The sequence below is a fragment of the Methylacidiphilum sp. Yel genome, assembly GCF_004421185.1.
GTDB lineage: Bacteria > Verrucomicrobiota > Verrucomicrobiia > Methylacidiphilales > Methylacidiphilaceae > Methylacidiphilum.
This window is the reverse complement of record NZ_LXQB01000026.1, coordinates 1-19,353: the sequence shown is the minus strand read 5'-3', so window position 1 is coordinate 19,353 and position 19,353 is coordinate 1. Positions and strand designations below refer to the sequence as shown.

16 protein-coding genes are annotated in these 19,353 nt (G+C 40.0%); 9 read left to right on the top strand and 7 right to left on the bottom strand.

Annotated features, from left to right (window positions below; translation table 11 throughout):
- Nucleotides 1-701 precede the first annotated feature (701 nt).
- Nucleotides 702-1,631, bottom strand: a complete 930-nt coding sequence (locus A7Q09_RS04885; RefSeq protein ID WP_134390178.1) for a class I SAM-dependent methyltransferase — start codon at nt 1,629-1,631, stop codon at nt 702-704.
- Nucleotides 1,632-2,396: 765 nt separating this feature from the next.
- Here A7Q09_RS04885 and A7Q09_RS04880 point away from each other — a divergent pair.
- The 3 genes from A7Q09_RS04880 to A7Q09_RS04875 all read left to right on the top strand — a co-directional run bounded on the left by A7Q09_RS04880 (nt 2,397) and on the right by A7Q09_RS04875 (nt 3,925).
- Nucleotides 2,397-2,741, top strand: a complete 345-nt coding sequence (locus A7Q09_RS04880; RefSeq protein WP_134390177.1) for a DsrE family protein — start codon at nt 2,397-2,399, stop codon at nt 2,739-2,741.
- A gap of 466 nt (nt 2,742-3,207) precedes the next feature.
- The gene (locus A7Q09_RS10455) at nt 3,208-3,387 is read left to right on the top strand and encodes a hypothetical protein (RefSeq protein WP_166791928.1); all 180 of its coding nucleotides are present in this window, start codon (nt 3,208-3,210) and stop codon (nt 3,385-3,387) included.
- Nucleotides 3,388-3,526: 139 nt separating this feature from the next.
- Complete coding sequence (locus tag A7Q09_RS04875) at nt 3,527-3,925, top strand: DUF302 domain-containing protein (RefSeq protein ID WP_134390176.1); 399 nt, start codon at nt 3,527-3,529, stop codon at nt 3,923-3,925.
- A gap of 379 nt (nt 3,926-4,304) precedes the next feature.
- Here A7Q09_RS04875 and A7Q09_RS11265 read toward each other — a convergent pair whose 3' ends face one another.
- Nucleotides 4,305-4,427: a MerR family DNA-binding transcriptional regulator gene (locus tag A7Q09_RS11265; RefSeq protein ID WP_208526685.1), complete on the bottom strand. Its 123-nt coding sequence runs from the start codon at nt 4,425-4,427 to the stop codon at nt 4,305-4,307.
- Between the two features lie 1,147 nt (nt 4,428-5,574).
- On the opposite strand from A7Q09_RS11265, the gene A7Q09_RS04865 reads away from it, so the two are divergent.
- Nucleotides 5,575-6,165 (top strand): LexA family transcriptional regulator, encoded by a 591-nt coding sequence (locus tag A7Q09_RS04865; protein WP_134390175.1) that lies wholly within the window; start codon nt 5,575-5,577, stop codon nt 6,163-6,165.
- 1 nt (nt 6,166) lies between these two features.
- Nucleotides 6,167-7,432 (top strand): Y-family DNA polymerase, encoded by a 1,266-nt coding sequence (locus A7Q09_RS04860; RefSeq protein WP_134390174.1) that lies wholly within the window; start codon nt 6,167-6,169, stop codon nt 7,430-7,432.
- Between the two features lie 675 nt (nt 7,433-8,107).
- On the opposite strand, the gene A7Q09_RS04855 is transcribed toward A7Q09_RS04860, so the two are convergent.
- The 3 genes from A7Q09_RS04855 to A7Q09_RS04845 all read right to left on the bottom strand — a co-directional run bounded on the left by A7Q09_RS04855 (nt 8,108) and on the right by A7Q09_RS04845 (nt 10,278).
- Entirely contained in the window at nt 8,108-9,364 is a 1,257-nt protein-coding gene (locus tag A7Q09_RS04855; RefSeq protein ID WP_134390173.1) for a glycosyltransferase, read from the bottom strand.
- A 129-nt stretch (nt 9,365-9,493) separates the two neighbouring features.
- Nucleotides 9,494-9,655 carry a hypothetical protein gene (locus tag A7Q09_RS04850; protein WP_208526684.1) on the bottom strand — a complete coding sequence of 54 codons (162 nt, stop codon included), beginning with the start codon at nt 9,653-9,655 and terminating at the stop codon, nt 9,494-9,496.
- A 167-nt stretch (nt 9,656-9,822) separates the two neighbouring features.
- A complete protein-coding gene (locus A7Q09_RS04845) occupies nt 9,823-10,278 on the bottom strand; it encodes a Slp family lipoprotein (RefSeq protein WP_134390171.1) in 456 nt (151 codons plus the stop codon).
- Nucleotides 10,279-10,413: 135 nt separating this feature from the next.
- Here A7Q09_RS04845 and A7Q09_RS04840 point away from each other — a divergent pair, with 135 nt between their 5' ends.
- Complete coding sequence (locus tag A7Q09_RS04840; protein WP_208526683.1) at nt 10,414-14,559, top strand: DEAD/DEAH box helicase; 4,146 nt, start codon at nt 10,414-10,416, stop codon at nt 14,557-14,559.
- Nucleotides 14,560-14,656: 97 nt separating this feature from the next.
- Here the strand turns inward: A7Q09_RS04840 and A7Q09_RS04835 are convergent, their stop codons facing one another.
- Nucleotides 14,657-15,454, bottom strand: a complete 798-nt coding sequence (locus tag A7Q09_RS04835) for a hypothetical protein (RefSeq protein ID WP_134390169.1) — start codon at nt 15,452-15,454, stop codon at nt 14,657-14,659.
- A 362-nt stretch (nt 15,455-15,816) separates the two neighbouring features.
- On the opposite strand from A7Q09_RS04835, the gene A7Q09_RS04830 reads away from it, so the two are divergent.
- Nucleotides 15,817-16,932 (top strand): methylthioribose kinase, encoded by a 1,116-nt coding sequence (locus A7Q09_RS04830; protein WP_134390168.1) that lies wholly within the window; start codon nt 15,817-15,819, stop codon nt 16,930-16,932.
- Nucleotides 16,933-17,171: 239 nt separating this feature from the next.
- On the opposite strand, the gene sixA is transcribed toward A7Q09_RS04830, so the two are convergent.
- The gene (gene sixA, locus A7Q09_RS04825) at nt 17,172-17,654 is read right to left on the bottom strand and encodes a phosphohistidine phosphatase SixA (RefSeq protein WP_134390167.1); all 483 of its coding nucleotides are present in this window, start codon (nt 17,652-17,654) and stop codon (nt 17,172-17,174) included.
- A gap of 243 nt (nt 17,655-17,897) precedes the next feature.
- On the opposite strand from sixA, the gene A7Q09_RS04820 reads away from it, so the two are divergent.
- Together A7Q09_RS04820 and A7Q09_RS04815 are read left to right on the top strand one after the other, a co-directional pair.
- Nucleotides 17,898-18,188, top strand: coding sequence for a DUF1640 domain-containing protein (locus tag A7Q09_RS04820; RefSeq protein ID WP_134390166.1), 291 nt, complete (start codon nt 17,898-17,900; stop codon nt 18,186-18,188).
- A 667-nt stretch (nt 18,189-18,855) separates the two neighbouring features.
- Complete coding sequence (locus A7Q09_RS04815; protein ID WP_134390165.1) at nt 18,856-19,098, top strand: recombinase family protein; 243 nt, start codon at nt 18,856-18,858, stop codon at nt 19,096-19,098.
- Nucleotides 19,099-19,353 lie beyond the last annotated feature (255 nt).

Sequence of the window (19,353 nt, the reverse complement as noted above, 5' to 3'; positions counted from 1 at the left end):
TTGCGTTTTCTACCCGCTTAGCAAGCTTCTTGAGAGCTTTTGCCCGAATCTTAGCTACAGCTGCCTCTTGCATCGCTTGCTCGTAAGCCAGCCGCTAGAGCACTCTCGACTACAAAGATCCTCTGCCTCGGGAAGTCCTCCCGGAACCTCGGGCATGCCTCGGTCTTTACTTTCCGAAAGAGAAGGGCTGCCAGGAGAAGAGCTTGTGCTCGGGCCGAGGTACTCTAGGACCTCCGGGCTCCTCCGCCGCCTAAAGTCCCACCAAAAACCCATGGCCCTGGCTCCAAAGAAAGCCCAGGTTGGCCCTACTGACCATCCCCCGGTCCCCGAGCAAAGACCATCCGGCGCTAGCCCAAAGCGCTTCTCTTTAAGTCCTCCACTACCGTCTGGACCGTTTCCAAATCCTGCAGATTTCCTAGGGAATTCATGGTGGGCAATTGGAAGAGCCATTGGCTATTGCCCACCCCAAAAAGGATCTCTGGCGATTCTGTACCCGCCGGTCTCGGGCTATAGCCAAACTAAATCGAGCTCCTCCGGGCTTTCTCCTTCAAAGAGACTAACTAAGAAGGGATTTTAAAACCTAAAAAACCTGTCAGATTTAGTGCCTATCTTTAGGGAATCTTTGATTGCGCCGCTAAAATAGAAAAACATGCATCTATTTGATGAGGAAGTTATGTCTTTTCAAGAATATGGCTTGACTCTTACAAAAAAGTTATTAGCTCTTTAAATCTTTTTTTAAAAAAAACTTTTGAGGAAACTGTTTTAGGCTTATGTCCAATTAGAATGAGGGTTCGATATTTCATTGGTATTCCCTGAGAAGTCATTGTTTCTGATAGCTTCTGTTTAAACAAAGACAAAATTCGCTGTCTTTTCTCTTCAGTAATTCCAGCTAAAAAATTACCAAAATCGCTTGCTTCCAGAAATTCGATAACTTCTTTTGGAGATTTTACATAATTGGTTTTCTCCTCAACCATTAGAGAGTCGATGACAAAGCCACTTTTGATGACTAAATTATGGAGTTCTTCCTTACTTATATGATAAGGCACAACAAGGTCTTTTGAGGCTGTTGAACCAAGCACTGCTTGAATTGATTCACTAAGAATTTTGAAATTTTTAGAATGTTGTTCCTTATCTCCAGTGCATAAGCCTAATCTACCACCAGGCTTAAGAATTCGAAACATTTCTTCTAATGCCCGCTTTTTATCAAATATCCAGTGGAAGACATAATTGAGATAAACGACATCATAAAAATTGGAGGGAAGACTGGATAAATCATCTGAACCACCAATCCTAAAGGAAAGGTTTTTATCCCTTTTTTGGTTTGCTAATTTGATTCGATACGGTGAGGGATCTATCCCGAGCACCCACCCTTTGGGCTTAACAAACTGTGCTGTATATGCGGTTAATTCTCCAGAACCACATCCAATATCCAATACTTGCTCTCCGGCTTTAATCTTTAATAAATGGACCAATCTTTTACCCAGCCGAAATTGCGGTCGGCTTAGTCGTTGGTAAGATAAAGCAAGAGCAGGAGAATCACGAGATACCTCAACTGTAGCACCAAAGGAATCTGGAGTAAGGTTGCTTAATAAAATAAATACGATAAAAAAGAAAAAAGCCTTTTTTTTCACAGAAACGATATTTTATCTTTTCAATTAATAAACTCTTAAAGAGTTTACTGACATAAAGAAATTAAAAAAGATTTATTCTTTGCTCTTTCTTCCTTTTTAACAAACTTCTTTAAAGAAGTCATACTTACTCCATTATCGAGTTTATCATTTTTTATTCATATCATTTTCTTGTACAGAGTTATCTATTAGAATTTCATGTCATAGTCCCATACACTCAAAAAGTAACCCAGCGACTATTTCCCGTAGTCATTAGTGCGATCCGGCATGGATACAATTGCAAAAAGCACCGCATTTCATCCATAATAGACAAATGTGTTCTTCCAAAGCTGTTGATTTCTCCAAGTTTTAATCTCTAAATAAGTTGGAGAAAGCCGGTATAAGCTCTATCTTCAGATGCAGGATTGTTGACTACCGGTTGGTGGCTCATCGGTTCTAAAGACTCAGCGTAACTTGGCAAACCGGGATTATGGACTGTTCCAATCTAGTTTTGGATGAAGGCAAGAAACCCGTGTTATAAATTCCTTTTGAATAAGTACTGTTGTCGGTCTGCTCATCTAGTTCATCATTGGGATAAAGTCATAGGTGCCAAAATCGAAAAAAATCAATCGAATAACTTTTCTGAGAGCAGAAGAAATAAAGAAAAACAAAATTTTCTTATTTTGTAGAAATGAGAGAGAGTTGATTAATTTAAAGACAAAAAATCTTGTAAAACTACATGGGCAATCGTTGAATAGGATTATTGTCCAAAAACATGGTGAATCGTGAATGAAATCTATTCTTGTTGTAATTACAATAGGGAAAGAGGCTTTCCCGCGTGTAAATTCTTTATTCCACATGACACAGGTTTTAGCCCAACAAAAGGATACAAAAGTTGAATTGCTTCTTTTAGGTCCTGGGGTTGAGCTACTTCGTGCCAATCAGAAATCTTCGCCAATATTTTCAGAAATGTTTAGCCATCTTCGTCAGATTGGAGTCGATATTGCTGCCTGTGAAGTTTCTTTAGAAGCTTTTGGAGTTCCTGTCGGTCAAATGCTCCCTGCAAGGCTTGTAAAAGGCGCTGTGGAGATCAATCAGCGGATAGATCAAGGAGTAAGGGTTCTAACTTTTTAAAGATACGGAGACTCAAAGTTTATGAGAATGAAAATAAATAGAAAGATTTTTTCCATCTTCTATCCTCTGTTTAAGGCATTGGTAAAGAAAGAATGGTTAAAAATTAGACCTAAAACGAATTGGCTGGAGAAGAAACGACACTATCAGTTTTCTTTGAACGGATGTCTCGGGAAGTCCTTAATCATAGAGCCAGAGGAAAACTTAAGGGTTTGGACCATATATCGCGCAATTTCTAGAGTGGAAATGGATTGCCAGTTGCTAAACTTGTGAAACAGGCGATCTATCGGTTTTAGGCAGTTTTGAAACTTATCACCAAATTCAATTCCAGACTAAATGGCTCCAAGTCGAAGCTTCTGTTCCTGTTCTCGAGCCCAGATTTTGAGGCCATTGATGTAGGGCACCGGTGTTGGTAGACGAGCTTAAGTTCGAAAATCTGGAAGTGGCGTTAGCGGTTGAGAAACGTTAAATGGTGGCAGTCTATTCTGGAGAGAGCAAAAAATGGCTTGGTTCAGGATATGATGGTGTTTTTAGCGTTATTCTATCCCCGTTACGGATGGGAAAGAAAAAGAACAAATCGAAAAAAGCCTTGATGGTTATTGAGCATGAAGCTTTATGCCTGTTTAAACTGAATGTGACAGAACCATAAGAAACAAAAGATAAAGAAAGGTTTTGATAGTGATTTCGTGACGGCTTCAGATTTGACAATCTGCACAAAATTAGATTAAGAGTGCATTATACATGGCTACCGATAATTTTCGAAATTTTAATAAATAGATGGAGAAGGTATGCCTGAACCCTTACCTGAAGGAATAGTACGATATTCTTCACCGTATAAATTTTTAGATACAATTTTGCGGTTGAAAAGCGCATTGATGACTGAAGGTTTTTGGCTTTTTGCTACGTATGATCATAGTCAAGCTGCAAAAGAGGTTGGTTTAGAACTACCACCGACTGTTGTCATTGTCTTTGGGAATCCCTTAGCAGGAACAGAACTAATGCTCCAGTCTTCCACTCTTGCCATCGATTTGCCTAGTAAACTTCTTATTCGCCAGAATCTTGATAAAACCGTTGATGTCTTTTTTCATCGCCTCTCTCATCTTTGTCAATATCATAAACTTACAGACTTGATTTCTAAGGCTGAAGCCTTTGACGAACGGATTATTGCGCTAATCCAAAATATGTGAACTATCAAAAAGGGGAAGATAAATTAATTTGTAGACTTAGGAAAATGCACGGTTTAACGGTTTACCAGCATACTCCCTCATAGGTAGGCTTAAAACCAAGAGAATATACATAAAATGAGAAGTTTGTTAATCAAAAACAAAAATTAGCGTGTTAAAATAAATTATAATTTTCCTCTTTCGCTTATTTGTCTCATTTCCCATTTTGGTATTCGTGTTGCCAAACTTGGTGTTTTTTTTTCATTATCCAGGATCGACGACACATTCAATAACGAGGCCTGTTTCTCTCGGGCCTTGCGGCCCGAGCCAGAGCCTTCCTCTCGACAGCTTCACATTCGGCCAGCCCTCGCCATAGAGCCGCTTAGTGCGGCCAATCCATACGTCATGAGATTCCTGGCCGACGCCGCGCAAGGTCGTAGCGACGCTGTCCGCCAGCCGTGCGTTCATCGGGAAGAAGCTTGCCCTCGCACTCCCAGCGCTGCAGTGCTTGCGGCGCGACCCCCAAGGAACTCGGCGGCCTCTTGAATGCTGACTAGCTTGTCAGACATGCTATGTATATAGCTTTGCACAAGAAAGTGCAACTTAAATTGAAACTGTTCAAGCCCTTTTCTATCCCCTATTATAACCCGGCCTAAGAAATTATGAAAATGTTTCATTACTAAGCATTAATAGTTTACAAAAATTTCAGAACAAAAGTGCAGATGAACGAAACAGTCCTGCAGATTTCCATTCGAGGATTATAGGCTAGTAATTCGAAACAATTATTCTTTTTCCTGATCTCATACCCAAGATTCATATTTTTCCCTGAAAAACAAGACAAGTATGCATATCGGTACCCTTCGGCAGAATAAAAACCATGAACTTTATTAAGAATGTTTGGGTGTTTTAATCATTCCTACTTTAAAACATTTTGTATAAAAACATTCTTCGCAGTATTTATATTGTATTCATCAAATTGTTTAGATTTTGAATTTCATGAACACCATCGCATTGGTTGTATCATTCTCGTAGTTTATCAAGACCTGTGAGGATAGGAATTATGTCAAATCCCATTTCTTCAGTTGGCAAGATTCTTACTGATCTCCCATGACCAATGTTTAAGTTTTGTTTCATATCATTTCGAACTGAAAAAAATGGACATAGTACGGTTGATTTATAGTCGTGTGTCCTACAAACTCTTTTGGGCAAGATACACTTATTGAACTCCTCGGATTTCCGTGCGAAAGCCACCAAATTAATTCAATTCAAGGAAATCTTTTTCTTTTACTATGTTGATTTTTAAGGTCTACAGTCAGCAAAAACCGTTCTGATTTTTCAATCAAGGAGTCCTCCATCATAATCAACTTGATCAATATTTTTGCCCTCACATTTTTGAAATTGCATTCCTTATCACTAGCTTTCCTTCAGGTCTTTGGGACTTTGGTATTCCTTAAGGTTGAGTTATGTATAGTAAGATTTTTTTCTGCTTTAAATAGCCCGATCAATAATTTCAGACTACTAATCAGCCAACTTAATCAAATAATGTTGGGAACTTTATCGGTCTAATCAAACGAACATCATACTGCACCACTTAGCCACTTTAAAAGAGGCTTGAAATTCGTCTCTTTTCTCTTCTTCGTTTAAGAAGTTCGTTTTATATTTTTTCATTCCTTATGAAAGAAAAACTTGAAGATCGCTATTTGGAAAGGAACGAGCTTTGTGACAAGCAGCTTGAAGCTTTTTCCACTGCCAAGCTTTCTTCTTATCCTCTTGAAGGGCTATCGACTGAGAATCGACCAGCCTTGGCTTTTCTATCGGAAGAAAAAGTCGCTGTGTTTTACAGATTAAAAAAAGAAGAAAGGCCTTGGGAATATCCTCTTTATGGTAGCCTGGTTGCTGCCGGCTTTCCCAATCCGGGTGACGATTATTTAGAAAAAAGTTTGAGTCTAGACGAACTTCTGGTTAAACGGCCCTCGTCTACTTTTTTTGTCAGAGCCAGTGGATACTCGATGGAAGGAGAAGGAATTCGAAACGGCGACATTCTGGTAGTCGACAGAGCTGAAACACCGAAAAACGGATCGATTGTGGTAGCAGCTATCAATGGAGAGCTAGCAGTTAAGAAGCTGCGGATAGAAGGAGGTAGAGCTTGGCTACTATCGGTGCCGCACCATCAAGAAAGCAAAGCTTTTTCTATGGAAATAAAAGAGGAAATAGAGCTAGTGATCTGGGGGGTGGTTACCGCCATCATTCACAAGGTTGGTTAGCATGAACAAGCAAAAAAGATTTGGCCTCATCGACTGCGATAACTTTTATGTTTCCTGCGAGCGGCTGTTTAATCCTTCTCTGGAAGGCAAACCGGTGGTTGTGCTTTCAAATAACGACGGCTGCGTTGTCTCCAGATCTAAAGAAGCTAAGGCCCTGGGGATTCCGATGGGAGCTCCTTTTTTTCAGTGGAAAGAGTTTTTTCAATCCCATAAGCTGATAGCTCTTTCGAGCAACTACACTCTCTATGGGGACATCAGTAGCAGGGTCATGGAGCTTGTCGAAGCCTCCGCTCCTTTGGTAGAAGTATACAGTATCGACGAGGCCTGGGTGGATCTAACGGATAGCCCTTCACCCTATGAGGATGCAAGAGAATTAAGAAAAAAAATCTGGAGGTGGACTGGCATTCCCGTCACCATAGGCATTGGGCCTACGAAAACGCTGGCGAAAGTCGCTTCAAAAATTGCAAAAAAAACGGATAATCTGCGGGGAGTCAATTTTCTTTCTAACGAGGATCAAATAATCGCAGCGTTGAGCACCATAGATGTAGAAGATGTCTGGGGGATAGGCCACAGGCTAGCTGCAAAACTAAAAGAACTTAAGATCCACAGTGGCCTTGACTTGAGGAATGCGGATCCTTTCCATATAAGAAAACTATTCTCCGTGATGCTAGAACGAACGGTATGGGAACTAAGAGGGATAAGCTGTTTTGATTTCGAAGAAAACGCCAAACCGCCAAAGCAGATCCTTTCATCGCAGACTTTTGGGAAAGCGCTTTTTCAACTGGACGAGTTACAAGCGGCTATGGCTAATTTTGTGAATGAAGCCGGAGGAAAGCTCAGACGCTTCGGTCTGGCCGCTGGAAGCATGACAGTATTCGTCAGGCATGGGTCTTTTCCCGGGCAAGTAACCTCAGCAACTCTTCGGTTTATAGAGCCAGTGGAAGATACGATCACTCTGTTGGACAAAGGAGAAAGTCTTCTCCAGTCCGTTTACAAACCCAACAGAACCTATACAAAATCAGGAGTACTTCTTTTCGATCTTCAGCCAAGAGAAAATCGTCAGCTCGCTTTCTGGTCGAGAAAAGAGGAAAAAGAAGAAAAATTACGCACTCTTTCCCAACTTTTGGATGATTGGTCCATGGGGAGAAGCAAGCCAGCCCTAAGGGTAGGAACGGAACTGTTCAGCGAAAATTGGCGGCTGCGAGCAGAAAGAAAAACCCCTAGCTACACAAGCAGATGGAAAGAAATTCCAACAGTCCGAGCCTGAACTCTAGAAAATTAAGAAATCGGCGTTTTACGAGCTTATAGCTCGATGCCAGGAAACTCAGCGCTCTTAAAGATGTATGATAACAGTCCAGACAGGACAAAAGGAAGGATAAGCAGGTAGGAAACGACTGCTTTTGTAAAAAAAGGCGGGCAGAGGATGTACAACGAAAATCAGTGGAGATGTAGCAAAGACAAAAGACAATGTAAAGCGTATTTAGGTAGGCAATACAAGGATCGGGTCTGAATGCAAAAAGAGGATTTAGAAAAAGAGCTAACCTATCTGTAATTTTAGCAAAACAGAATATGAAGTTTACAATTATATCAGAAGATAAGCAGAGGAATTAACTAGTGATTTCTTTGCAGATATCCTCCTTCAAAAGAAGCAATGCTTGTCAGTGTAAAATGAAGCCTGTAAAGGAGCAAGATGATAAGATGGCAGGGATAAAATCAATCTTACATTACTTTTAGTAAATGATGCGACCATGCTATTTTTCATAGTTGGCGGCCAATCCCATACATGCCTTACAACGCTAATAAGGATGCATATCCTTAAGCACTATAAAAAGCAGAAAGGTATCAGGCCTCTATAATAGTTTTATCCCCCTAACCCAAGCTTCACAGCAGATAATATAAAAAACACAGCAAGGCAGACACGGAAATGATGATAATCAGTCATTCAATCAATTTTTTTATTAATCATTTCATTGAACTGTCGACCCACTTCCATCAGCTTTTGAGCATAATGCATTGGCGTATGATGAGCTAAAACATATTCCCTTGCCCTATTGCCCATTTTTATAAGTTCAGATCGGTTAAAAAGAGACATTTTCAAGATTTCCTCCAACTCTTTTTCAGCAGACTCCGGATTAAGCTTGAAAACGAAGGGATTGGGCAGCTCTGCATACCAGCCTACATTTAAAACTACCACAGGCTTAGACAACAGCATTTGATTAAGCAACGAACTAGATGTTTCTCCCATTGTCGGATCCCTTAAGGCAATGCAAAGATCAACGCATGATAGAATCTCCTGCACTTTTTCAGGCTCTTGATATCCAAAAATCTTCACAATGGCTTGCAGCTTATATTTTTTCGCAAGGCTGTGAATATTATACCAAAAGAATGTCCCTCCAACGATCCAGTATTCCATATGCTTTTGCAGCATGGAATTCGATTGCAATACCTTGAACACCAGTTCATAGGCTTTGTTAGGTAGCACATAGCCGAAAGTAGCTGCGATGAGTTTTGGTCTATCCTTTGGCACCGAAAAGCTATACGGGTTGGACTGTAAAGAAACCAGAGTCTCCTCAGGCAACGTATAAGGAAGATCAATTTTAACGACCAGTTTCGATAAAAACTTCTTTTTAATGTTTTGAAGAGCAAAATCAGAATGGACGACCAGCGCAGATGCCTTTGAGATGATCTCTTCATTCATTGGGTACCAAAGGATGGAATGGTCTACATAAATTTTTTTTAAAAAATTCAAGATGACCGTACGTCCATCTGCTACTGGGTATGTTGTGATCAAATCCAAAGCGTATAATTCTTTGAATTTTTCTACGTAGCCTGAAAAATTTCTTTTTTCGATTAAATAATAACCAGCGTAAAAGAACTGCAGCACGTAATCGTGCAGAATCACTATCCCGGGATATCTCAACAACAACTCGTAAGCATAAGAATGAAAGCGAAAATCATTACTCATGTTAAAGAAGACAAGATCACAGGCTTCCACTTGCTCCAACAGCCTCCAATTGATCCGAGACTTTTCAACATACTGGAAAACCAGACAATCCCTAGCCAAGGATTCCGTTGGCCAATAATCTTCAACAAATAAGATGAGTTTGGAAAATTTCTTTAAATAAGTCAGAACATTACGACTGAAATCAGCAATCCCAGATTTTTTCGGAGGTAAAGGACTAAACCAAGCGATTTTCACCTATGTAAGTTTTTCCAATGCAATTATCTCCATCTTGCAGATGAAACACAACATTTTCTTCTTAGGAATAATCCTTTCGACTTTTTTCTTACCATTTACCGAGGGAAAAAATCGATATCGGCGGTTCTTTTACCTATGAAACATTCTTTCATATGGGCTTGATTGATTGACGGCTGAAAAAAACAGCAAACCAAAATAGAGAAGAGAAAGTAACAAAAGAATCAAAAAAACATAAAAACCGGTTTTTCCAGATTCCTTTTTTGATGGATCTTTTTTCTCATCATTTTTCATTACTACTAGAAGATTGTAAAAGAAGATCATTTTCTAATAAAGAAAGATACCCAACAAAACTATTGAAAAATTTTTGGGAATATATCTTAGGATTACTAAGGTGATTAATAGTCTTTAAAATTTATTCTTATTTCTATTAATGCATTACATTAAAAAAATCGATATATTTAATATATATCTGCCCAAAGATGGATATGCGAAGCAGAAATTACTGGGTATTTATAGGGTCTTTTTCCAATGATTCCTGGCTGCACCCGGCTTAGTCTTCCTATTACAGTTACACTTTTTCCTTTAGTATAAATGGAAGGGTCTAGAAACTTTCTGGTGGAGACTAAAAACCTTCCATAGCTCAAGTCCGTTGTTAGAGGCACCTTAAAGCTCTTGGATAGGGGTTTATGGATAACCTCCATCAAAGATCGATCGGGTAGGTTTTGAACTTGAGCAATGACTCCTCCGACAAACAATCGAGTTCCAATATAAGCCTCAGGATGAGCCATAATGGCGGAAAAAGGAGGTTCGGTTTTAAGAATGAGCTTTTCTTCCTTTGTAAAGGGACCTGCTAGAGAAAAAGTAGCTGTAGAAAAAAAGAGGAGAATGAAAAATTGAAGCGACTTTACCCCCATAAAAAAACATTCAATTTATAATTTAATTTAGAAAAAGAAAATTTTCTAAATTCAGAAGAGCCGATTTTCCAAGGAATTAAAAGCTTTTTTAAGGAAACTTAAAAAACATTATGTTAAGCAATCATGGAAAATTGTTTGCATACTTTTTTACCTCAGGTCAAACGATGGTTTGAACATACCTACGGTGTTCCCACGCCTGTTCAAAAAGCGCTTTGGCCTATTGTTCGAGATGGGAAAAATGTTGTCGCATCTTCCCCGACTGGCTCAGGAAAAACTTTAGCGGCATTCCTTGTAGTTATTGATGAGATTTGGAAAAATACCATTTTCTCTACGCCTTCTGAAAGCGTCTACCTCCTTTATATTTCTCCCTTAAAGGCTCTTGGAAACGACATAGAAACAAATTTAAGAAAACCCTTGTCTGAAATCCTCCATTTTACGAAATCTGGAGAGCCATCCCTAACTCCTTTAACTATATCTGTCAGAACGGGCGATTGTTCCTCCTATGAAAGAACAAAACAACGCCTTCATCCCCCACACATACTAGTTACTACGCCTGAATCGTTATATTTACTGCTTACTAGTAGTTCAGGGAGAAAAATCCTTCAAACAGTTCGAACGGTCATTGTGGATGAACTCCATTGGATTGCAGACAACAATCGAGGGGCTCATCTTTCTCTTTCTTTAGAACGGCTAGAGCATGTCTGCAAAAGACAAATCCAGCGAATCGGATTATCCGCCACCATGCGTCCTATGGAAACACTTGGCCATTTTCTATCTCCTTCAGCTCCCTGCCACATTATTGATCTAGGGATACCCCCAAGCTTAGACGCTAGGCTCGAACTTCCTTTTCTTCCTCTTGGACATGTCATGCCGCAGGAAGGCTGGGATAAAATTTATCGTCGGATTATCCAATTAACCAACCACTACCACACTATGCTTGTATTCGTTAACACTCGAAGATTAGCCGAAAAAATGGCTCATCATCTTGGTCTTTTAATGGATCCAGAAAAGATCGGGACCCATCACGGCAGTCTTTCTAAAGAGACCCGAAAAGCCACAGAAAAAAAATTTAAGGAAGGCAAGCTCAACATTCTGGTCGCTACTGCGTCTCTTGAACTTGGTATTGACATTGGATCAGTGGAAGGAGTTTGTCAGATGGGCTCTCCTCGATCGGTTTCCTCTTTTATTCAAAGAATTGGCAGGTCGAATCATAATCCACAAAACGAACGCCTGCCTCATGGCCATCTTTTCCCATTGGACATCCATGATCTAGTCGAGTGTGTTGCCCTTCTGTATGCTTTAAAACAGGGTAAAATTGAATCTATCCATCTTCCAGAAGCTCCTCTTGACGTTCTGATGCAACAGATAGTAGCTGAAGTGGCTGCTGAACCTTGGGAGGAAAAACAACTCTATGCACTTTTTTCAAAAGCTTATCCCTACAGAAACCTATCTTTTGAAAAGTTTCATGAACTTACGCAATTACTCTGCGACGGTTTTCATCCTTTAAGAGGGAGCCAACGCGCCTTCCTTTTTTTTGATTCCAACGGATGGCTTAGAGCCAAAAAAGGGGCAAAACTAAAAGCCTTAACTTCCGGAGGTACGATCCCGGATTCAGGAGACTATATTGTAGCTTTGGAGACTGACGAAACAAGGATTGGAACTGTCAACGAAGATTTCGCCTTAGAAAGCTTAATTGGTGACATATTCCTTCTTGGAAATCATCCATGGAAAATCAAAAAGGTAAAAAGAGGGAAAGTCCTGGTCGAAGATGCTGCCGGATCGAATCCTACGATTCCCTTTTGGCTAGGCGAAGCTCCGGCAAGGAGTCCTTTGATAAACCAGGCTATCGATACGATAAGAAAAAAAGCAGCCGAGTTCCTCCAATCTTTTCAGAACCAGACTACAGCAACGACGCTCTCAAAACATTTTGAAGAGCTTATTGGGATTTCTAAAGAAGCTGCTGAAGAGCTTGCTCGATTTTTTCTTCTGACCAATCTTACTCTTGGAACAATCCCTAGTGCTGACAACATTGTTTTAGAAAGATTTTTTGATCCTACCGAAGGCACACAGCTGGTTATTCATTCTCCCTTAGGGTTAAGATTGAATCGGGCATGGGGACTAGCCTTGCGCAAAAGGTTCTGTAGAAAATTTAATTTTGAACTACAAGCTGCTGCTTCCGAAGAGGGATTAGTGTTATCCTTAACGACCATTCACAGTTTTCCTCTCAAAGATCTGATGCATTTTCTTTCTTCTCATTCGATTCGCGAACTACTTAGTCAAGCTTTGATAGATGCGCCTTTTTTTGGAATCAGATGGCGATGGACGGCCACAACCGCTCTTGCTATCCCCAAAATAAGAGCTGGCAAATTCTCTTCTCCTTTAGTCCAAAAGATGGAAGCTGAAAACCTCCTTTCTCTTATTTTTCCAGAGGCAACGGCTTGCCTTGAAAATATTATTGGGAACCGATCGATCCCTAAACATCCTCTAGTAGAACAAACCCTTGCCTATTGCTTGGAAGGGGTTCTGGACTGTAGAGGGCTTGAACAACTTTTAGCTTCCATTGAGAAAGGAGCCGTTCTCCTGACTCATAGAGAGTCCATCAACCCTTCTTTTCCGGCAGTCACTTTACTCTCCTCAGCTCCTTATACCTATCTGGATCCTGCCCCACTAGAAGAACGGAGGAGCCGCTCGGTTCCCTTTAAAACTACATACGATCCAGAAGAACTCACGATCAGTACGCAGCTACCTCAGCAAGCCATCAAACAGTTCATAGATTCCTATTGGCAAAAACCAAATGATCAAGAAGTCTTTTTTGATTTTCTTTCTTCTGTTGGGTTTCTAACCAACGAGGATAGAATATGGAGCCAATGCGAAGACAATGGACTGACTGAATGGGCTGAAGCATTACGCAAAGAAGGAAAGATTTTCTGTATCCATCTTTCTACCAGACACAACCTTTGGTTTGCTCAGCAGTGGCTTTCCTGCTTTTCAGCTCTTTACCCCACACACTTCTCTAAGACCGGTGAGAGCTCTTCTATTAGTCTAGCAGACGCTTTACCCAAACTACTGCAAGCAAGGCTTCAATACGAAGGGCCAGTGAGTTCTAAAAGGCTTGCGCTTATACTAAATCGCTCAGTCGAAGAGGTAGACTCAGCGCTTCAATTACTCGAGGCTCAAGGCGTTGTTTTTAGAGGTCGTTTTCAGAAAGGATCAAAGGAGAGTGCATGGTGTCATCGTTCGGTCTTATCGCAACTCCATAAGCTTTCTAGAGCCTACTATAGGAGTGCTATCCAACCGGTTGCTATTGAGCTTTACCAAAGTTTTCTTTACCAGTGGCAACGACTGACAGCCGACACTAAAGCTTGCGGGCTAGAAGGACTTTTTGTAGTTCTTAAAATTCTGGAAGGCTATTTTGCACCTCTGGAATCATGGGAAAAAGAAATTCTGCCTTCTAGAATGGAAAATTACGATCCTTCCTGGCTTGATCAATTAAGCCTTTCAGGAAGAATTGTCTGGGTGATCAAAAAGAAAAGCAATAGAAAGAGTGCTTCTTTTAGCCATTCTTCCTGTTCAATAGCCTTCTTAGAAAGAGCACAGGCTTGTGTATTTAAAAAACAGCCTTATCTGCATATTCATTCTTTAGCCCTTTCTTCTAGGGCAAAAAGACTGTATGAGCTGATCGTTGAAAAAAGAGCGCTTTTCTTTGATGAATTGTTGGGAGCAAGTAAAGCGGCACCATGGGAAATAGAAAGCGATCTTAAGGAACTAGTGGGATACGGTTTGGTCAGAGCGGATTGTGTCAGTGCGTTACGACATTTTTTTTCTAAAAAGAAAAGACTCTCTCTTTCTTTAAGACTCGCTCTTTCTTCAAGTTGGGGAAGATGGACAGCTGAGACCTATAACCTGAGTATAGAAAAATCTATACTGAGATTATCAGAAACTACTGAGCCAGCTCTCCCAACTGAAAAGAAAACGGAAAAGCTTCTGAGAATGTTGCTGCGTCGGTACGGTATTTTTTTTAAAAAACTCCTCGAAAAAGAAAAAGTTTATTATGGGCTATGGCCTCAGTTGCTCCCCATCCTGAGGCTTATGGAAATGCGAGAAGAGCTCCTAGCCGGTCAATTTATCGAAGGGATCGGTGGAGAACAGTTTGCACTGCCTGAGGCCATTACAATGCTTAAAAAAATAAAAGAAGAGCCATCCTCTCCTTTCCACCCTTCTGTGTCAGTTTTTGATCCCTCCTCCCTTAGTGAAATAATTAAGAAGCGAGTCAAACAGTAAAATAGGCTCGCTCATTAAAAAAAGAGCCGTCACAGCTCTTTCAAGCAAATGGCCTCCAACAAGAGGAAAATTTAGCCAAAAAAACTGAAAGTGATACTTATGAAGACTCAGAGTTTTCGTTTGCTGCCTTTAATAAGAAGATATGTTCTTTAGGATCATAATCGAGCTTTTCCAGCTGCTTGGCTTTTCTTCGGATCAAAGAGGTCCACCAATTTGAAATTTGGCGAGTAGTTTTTCCAAGTTTAAAGGCAAGATCTTTATTAGAAATTCTGCCTCCTGCTTCAGCCAGTATAGCCATCACTTTTTCTGTTCTTATATTATCCTGTCCTCTTCCAGAAGACTCCACAAATTTAAAGTGAGATTTTTCAAGTCGGATATTTTTTAACTCCTTTCTATGTCTGCTTAAAAAAACCCTTAAGGAACTCGATTTGACTCCTAACTTAGCGGCTAAGTCATCGATATGTATTGGAGCTTCTTTAACAATTTCAATAAATTTTTCTACAGTCAGCCGACTCCGGCGTCTTAAAGAGGATGGAAGGGCTTCAGGCTGAACGAATTTCTTCATTGCGACCCTTTCTTTTCCAACATACTCAATATCCTGCGAATGCTCTGTAAGCATTTTCTCTATGGTAGCTTTTGGGCAACGAAGTTTATCAGAGAGCTCATCAAGAGTAATTCCTGATTCTCCTGCTTCTTCAATCACCTTTAATAAAACATCCAAAGATGGTTTTGGAGATTTATCCTCCAACGTCTCCACATTCAGATTCTGTAATTTGTCATTTGTAAGATGTAACGAGACAATAGATTTAATAAGCTCGTTGACTAGATTGATGGTTTCATCTGGCAAGGTTCGAAGTTGAATGGCTGTAGCCAAAAATTTTTCATAAGCTTTCATAATGAAAAATATGAATCAAAGTTATTAGCAATTACAAGATAGAATACAAAAAATCTTTTTTTTGTAGTATGTATGCTTTTATATTGAAAATTCGAAGCCATATCTTTGTTAAAATCTTAAAAATTGTTTCATTGATTGTACAACTTTTATAGTTTTTCAATTTTTTATTGACAGCAGTATTGGTTTTATGCTTCCGTTCTTCTCTCTCTAAGAAAGCTGTGATTCTCTCTAATGGAATAGGAATAAGGATTAGGCAGCAAGCGCAATCTTTTTCTAATCTTAGGAAAATATAGAAGAGTTTCTATTACAAGGAATAGGAAATAACGAAGGATTCTCTCATATATAGAAAGGCAGAGTAATTTATGATTTTCTCTCCGTTTGTTTCCAACCGAAAAAACAAAAGGGTTCCCAAGGATTATGAAGATTGGGAAAAAAATTTTCCTGAACTGTTTTTTTTAGAAGCAAAGCAACCGAAGGTTGAAACCTATTTACAATCGATCCAATTTTTGTACCCTAAAGAATCGATTCTATCCTTAACAACTGAATCAGCACATAGAATAGATAAAATTGTCAGAGTAGAAACCTCACATAGAACATTCCTTTTAAAACAATCCAGGCCATGGATTGATTGTTGTCCGTCCAATCGAGCGCCTATGAGTCGAATCCTCAAAGAAGCAGAGTTTTATTCGCTTTGCTCCAAAGATCCCATACTGAGAAGCTATGTGTCCTCTCTCCTTTATGTAGACCGAACAAACTATTTGCTCATCTTATCAGAGCTCGGGAAAAAAGATTGCTCAGCAATCTATGAAAAAGAGCCTTTCTCTGTCAACGAACTAAGTTCCCTCCTCGATTTTTTATCTTATCTACACTCTGCCTTTTACAAAAAGAAAATGATTTTGAAGTTCGAGAATCAAGCGATGCGTAAGTACCACTGGAGAAATCTTTTTGTTATCCCCATGAAACAAAAAAAATCGCTTTCGGATAGCAAAAAAAATGAAAGTATCGACTGGTTTAAACGAAAGTTTCTTACAGACTGGAAATTTTATTCAGCAATGAAACAGGCTGCGTATCACTACTTAGACCAAGGGCCAACACTGATTCATGGAAATTTTTTACCCTTTAGCTGGATCCGTACGGGAACCGGTATTGGCATATCCGATTTTGAATCGATGATTTGCGGAAGACCAGAAATCGACATAGGCCTACTTTTATCCCATCTTCTTCTAGCTGGATTAGTGGAGCATTTTTTTTATACTTTAAGCTATTACAGGTTGCCTGAGAGCTTTGAGCTAATTTTTGCATTTAAAATCGCTGGAGCTGAAATCTTTCGAAGATGCATTGGACCTGGCGCTTTGAGATGCCTTACACCTCAAAAAAAAGAAAACCTACTTTCTATAAGCTATAAGTTACTAACCGAAGAAAAAGATGTTCTTTTTAAGTCGATTCATAAGACGCTTAACCGGCAATTGATTTTTTAGCTAGTCTGCACAATCTCCAATTAACCGAATAAAAAACAGCTTGTTTAGATAGAAAGACCATACAAGAAAAACTACCGGCTCTTTCTATCATATCCCTTCTCCGTAAAAGGATATTTAATAGGCACTATGTGTTTGCTATAAGCTTTTGATTTTCTTTTCTGCTTTTTTATGAATCTTTAGCTTAAAGGCCTGTAGAGAGTAAACCCAAAGGAGGATTCGGGATTATAAAGAAAAAATTTTTAATATCTACGTAGTTGACTCTGACGCAACATAAATCTCAATTCCCAGATACCTAGCCGAAGCTGTTCAGATCGAATGGCAGCGACTCCTCCTTTGTCAAAAGGAAAAGCCTGAGGTCTACTGGCACCAATAAAATCGGATAGAAATTCAGCAAGACTTGGCATATGACCAACAAGAAAAAGAGAGGATTGGCTATCGTATTTTTTAATCACTTCCAGCAGTTCAGAGGAGGAGTGCCCATTCTCCAGTTCAGGAATGATCACCACTTCGTTCTCAAATTTCAATGTCTGGGCTATAATCTTTGCCGTTTGCAAGGCACGGTTTAAAGGGCTACTGAAAATTACATCAGGTTTTATCCCAAGCTTTTTAAATCCTTTTCCTACAATCTTTGCTTCTTCCTTACCTTCAGAAACCAAATTTCTCTGAGCATCCATATCCGCTTTTGGTTCCGCTGTTGCATGACGAATCAAATAAAGATTCATAAAGGACACCCCCCCTTATAGATCTTTTCTTTTTATATCCTTTTCCCTACTTAGGTCAATGATCAGTTTCTCTGAATAAAATGACGAAGCACCAAACAAAAGAGTTTTTTATTAAGCCTAAGAATTGGCTTATAAAAAACTGAAAGCCCATTCACTAAGCTTTTTACTTCCAGTTTTCTTTTTTAGGATGCAAAGAACCATATTAAAGACGAACTTTTTATTCAACAAAAGGAGAAGAAAAAAATGGCCTCTACATTTGATACCCTAAAGCTCCGTAAGCGGCTAGAAGAAGCTGGTTTGACTCAAAAACAAGCAGAGATTATCTCTGAAGCGCTTGTCGAAGGTTTTCTTCTTGAAGAAAATAAAAAAACCGCCTCTTTTAACGCAGAACAGCGGCTTGAAATGCAACTGAGTCTGCGGATGGATAAACTAGAATCAAAAATTGAAAACCTCGATAAACGCCTCGCCCAATATTTTGGATTACTCATGGGAAGCATCGTTCTTTTAGGCATTATTTTAAAAATCCATCTCTAAAAATACCCTTCTAAGAAATGCGTTCTCAACCTCTTACTCCTAGAAGTCCTCTCTAAAAAGGTAAGTGGATAAACTCTTTTAATTCCAATCACAAAGATAAAACTATTTGACTTTTCTAAAAAGAAGGAAAGTGGCAATAGGACACTTGAGCGGTAGTGGAACAAAGTATTAGAGGAGAGCCATAAGATTGCCAAAGGGAACGGTAATGGAAGGGAAGAAAAGAAAGACATTAGGTCTATAGCATATATGAAAAAATTATCTGATAAAGTTTTAACAGACATCTTAGGAAGACAAGAGGAATGACATTACACTATGGCAATAGATTCTTAGATAGGAGACAAAACGCCGGCAATAAGATTAGGACTAGAAGACATAAGACTGAAGTTTATGTCTAGAAAAACAATTATGACATTCTTCCTATTCAATGTAAGTACGCTTTGACTCTAGCTAATAAAATAGCTAATAAAAGAAATGAGCAGAAGACAATAAGCATGGAATTTCTGAACGAAGCAGAAGAGGGCTGGAGCAGTTTCAATTTAAGTTACACTTTCTTGCGCAAAGATATATATGTCTCGCAAGTTAGTCAGCATTCAAGAGGCCGCCGAGTTCCTGGGGGTTGCACTGCAGACGCTGCGGTGCTGAGAGCCCGAGGGCAAGCTTCTTTTCGATGAACGCACAGTTTGGCGGACAGTCTCGCTACGATCTTGCGCGGCTTCGGCCAGATCAATTCTATGCGCTGGAGGCGGTAGGTCGCACCATCGCCTACACCCGTCACTCCCGTTTCGAGCAGAAGGATGAGCTGGAGCGGCAAAAGCAGCTGCTCGAACGTTACTGCGCCCGGCAAGGTTGGACGTTCGAAGGCTTCGCAGACCTGAGCTCTGGGATGAACTCTCACAAGAATGCTCTCTGATTGCACAAGCTCACCTCACTCGACGATTTCACCCCTTCCTCGTCAAAGAGCTGAAGGTGGGCGGCATAGTGAAGAACCGGCATCTGGCCTGATCCCTATCCAACATGGGTTTCTTTGAGCTTCAGCTGCAACTGGAATACAAGGCAAAGTGGGAAGGTGGGCTAGTGGTGGTGGCCGGCCGCTGGTTTCCGCCCAGCAAGAGCTGTTTGATTGGCAGGACGGTGCAGGAAAAAATGCTGCTGGCTGTTTACGAGT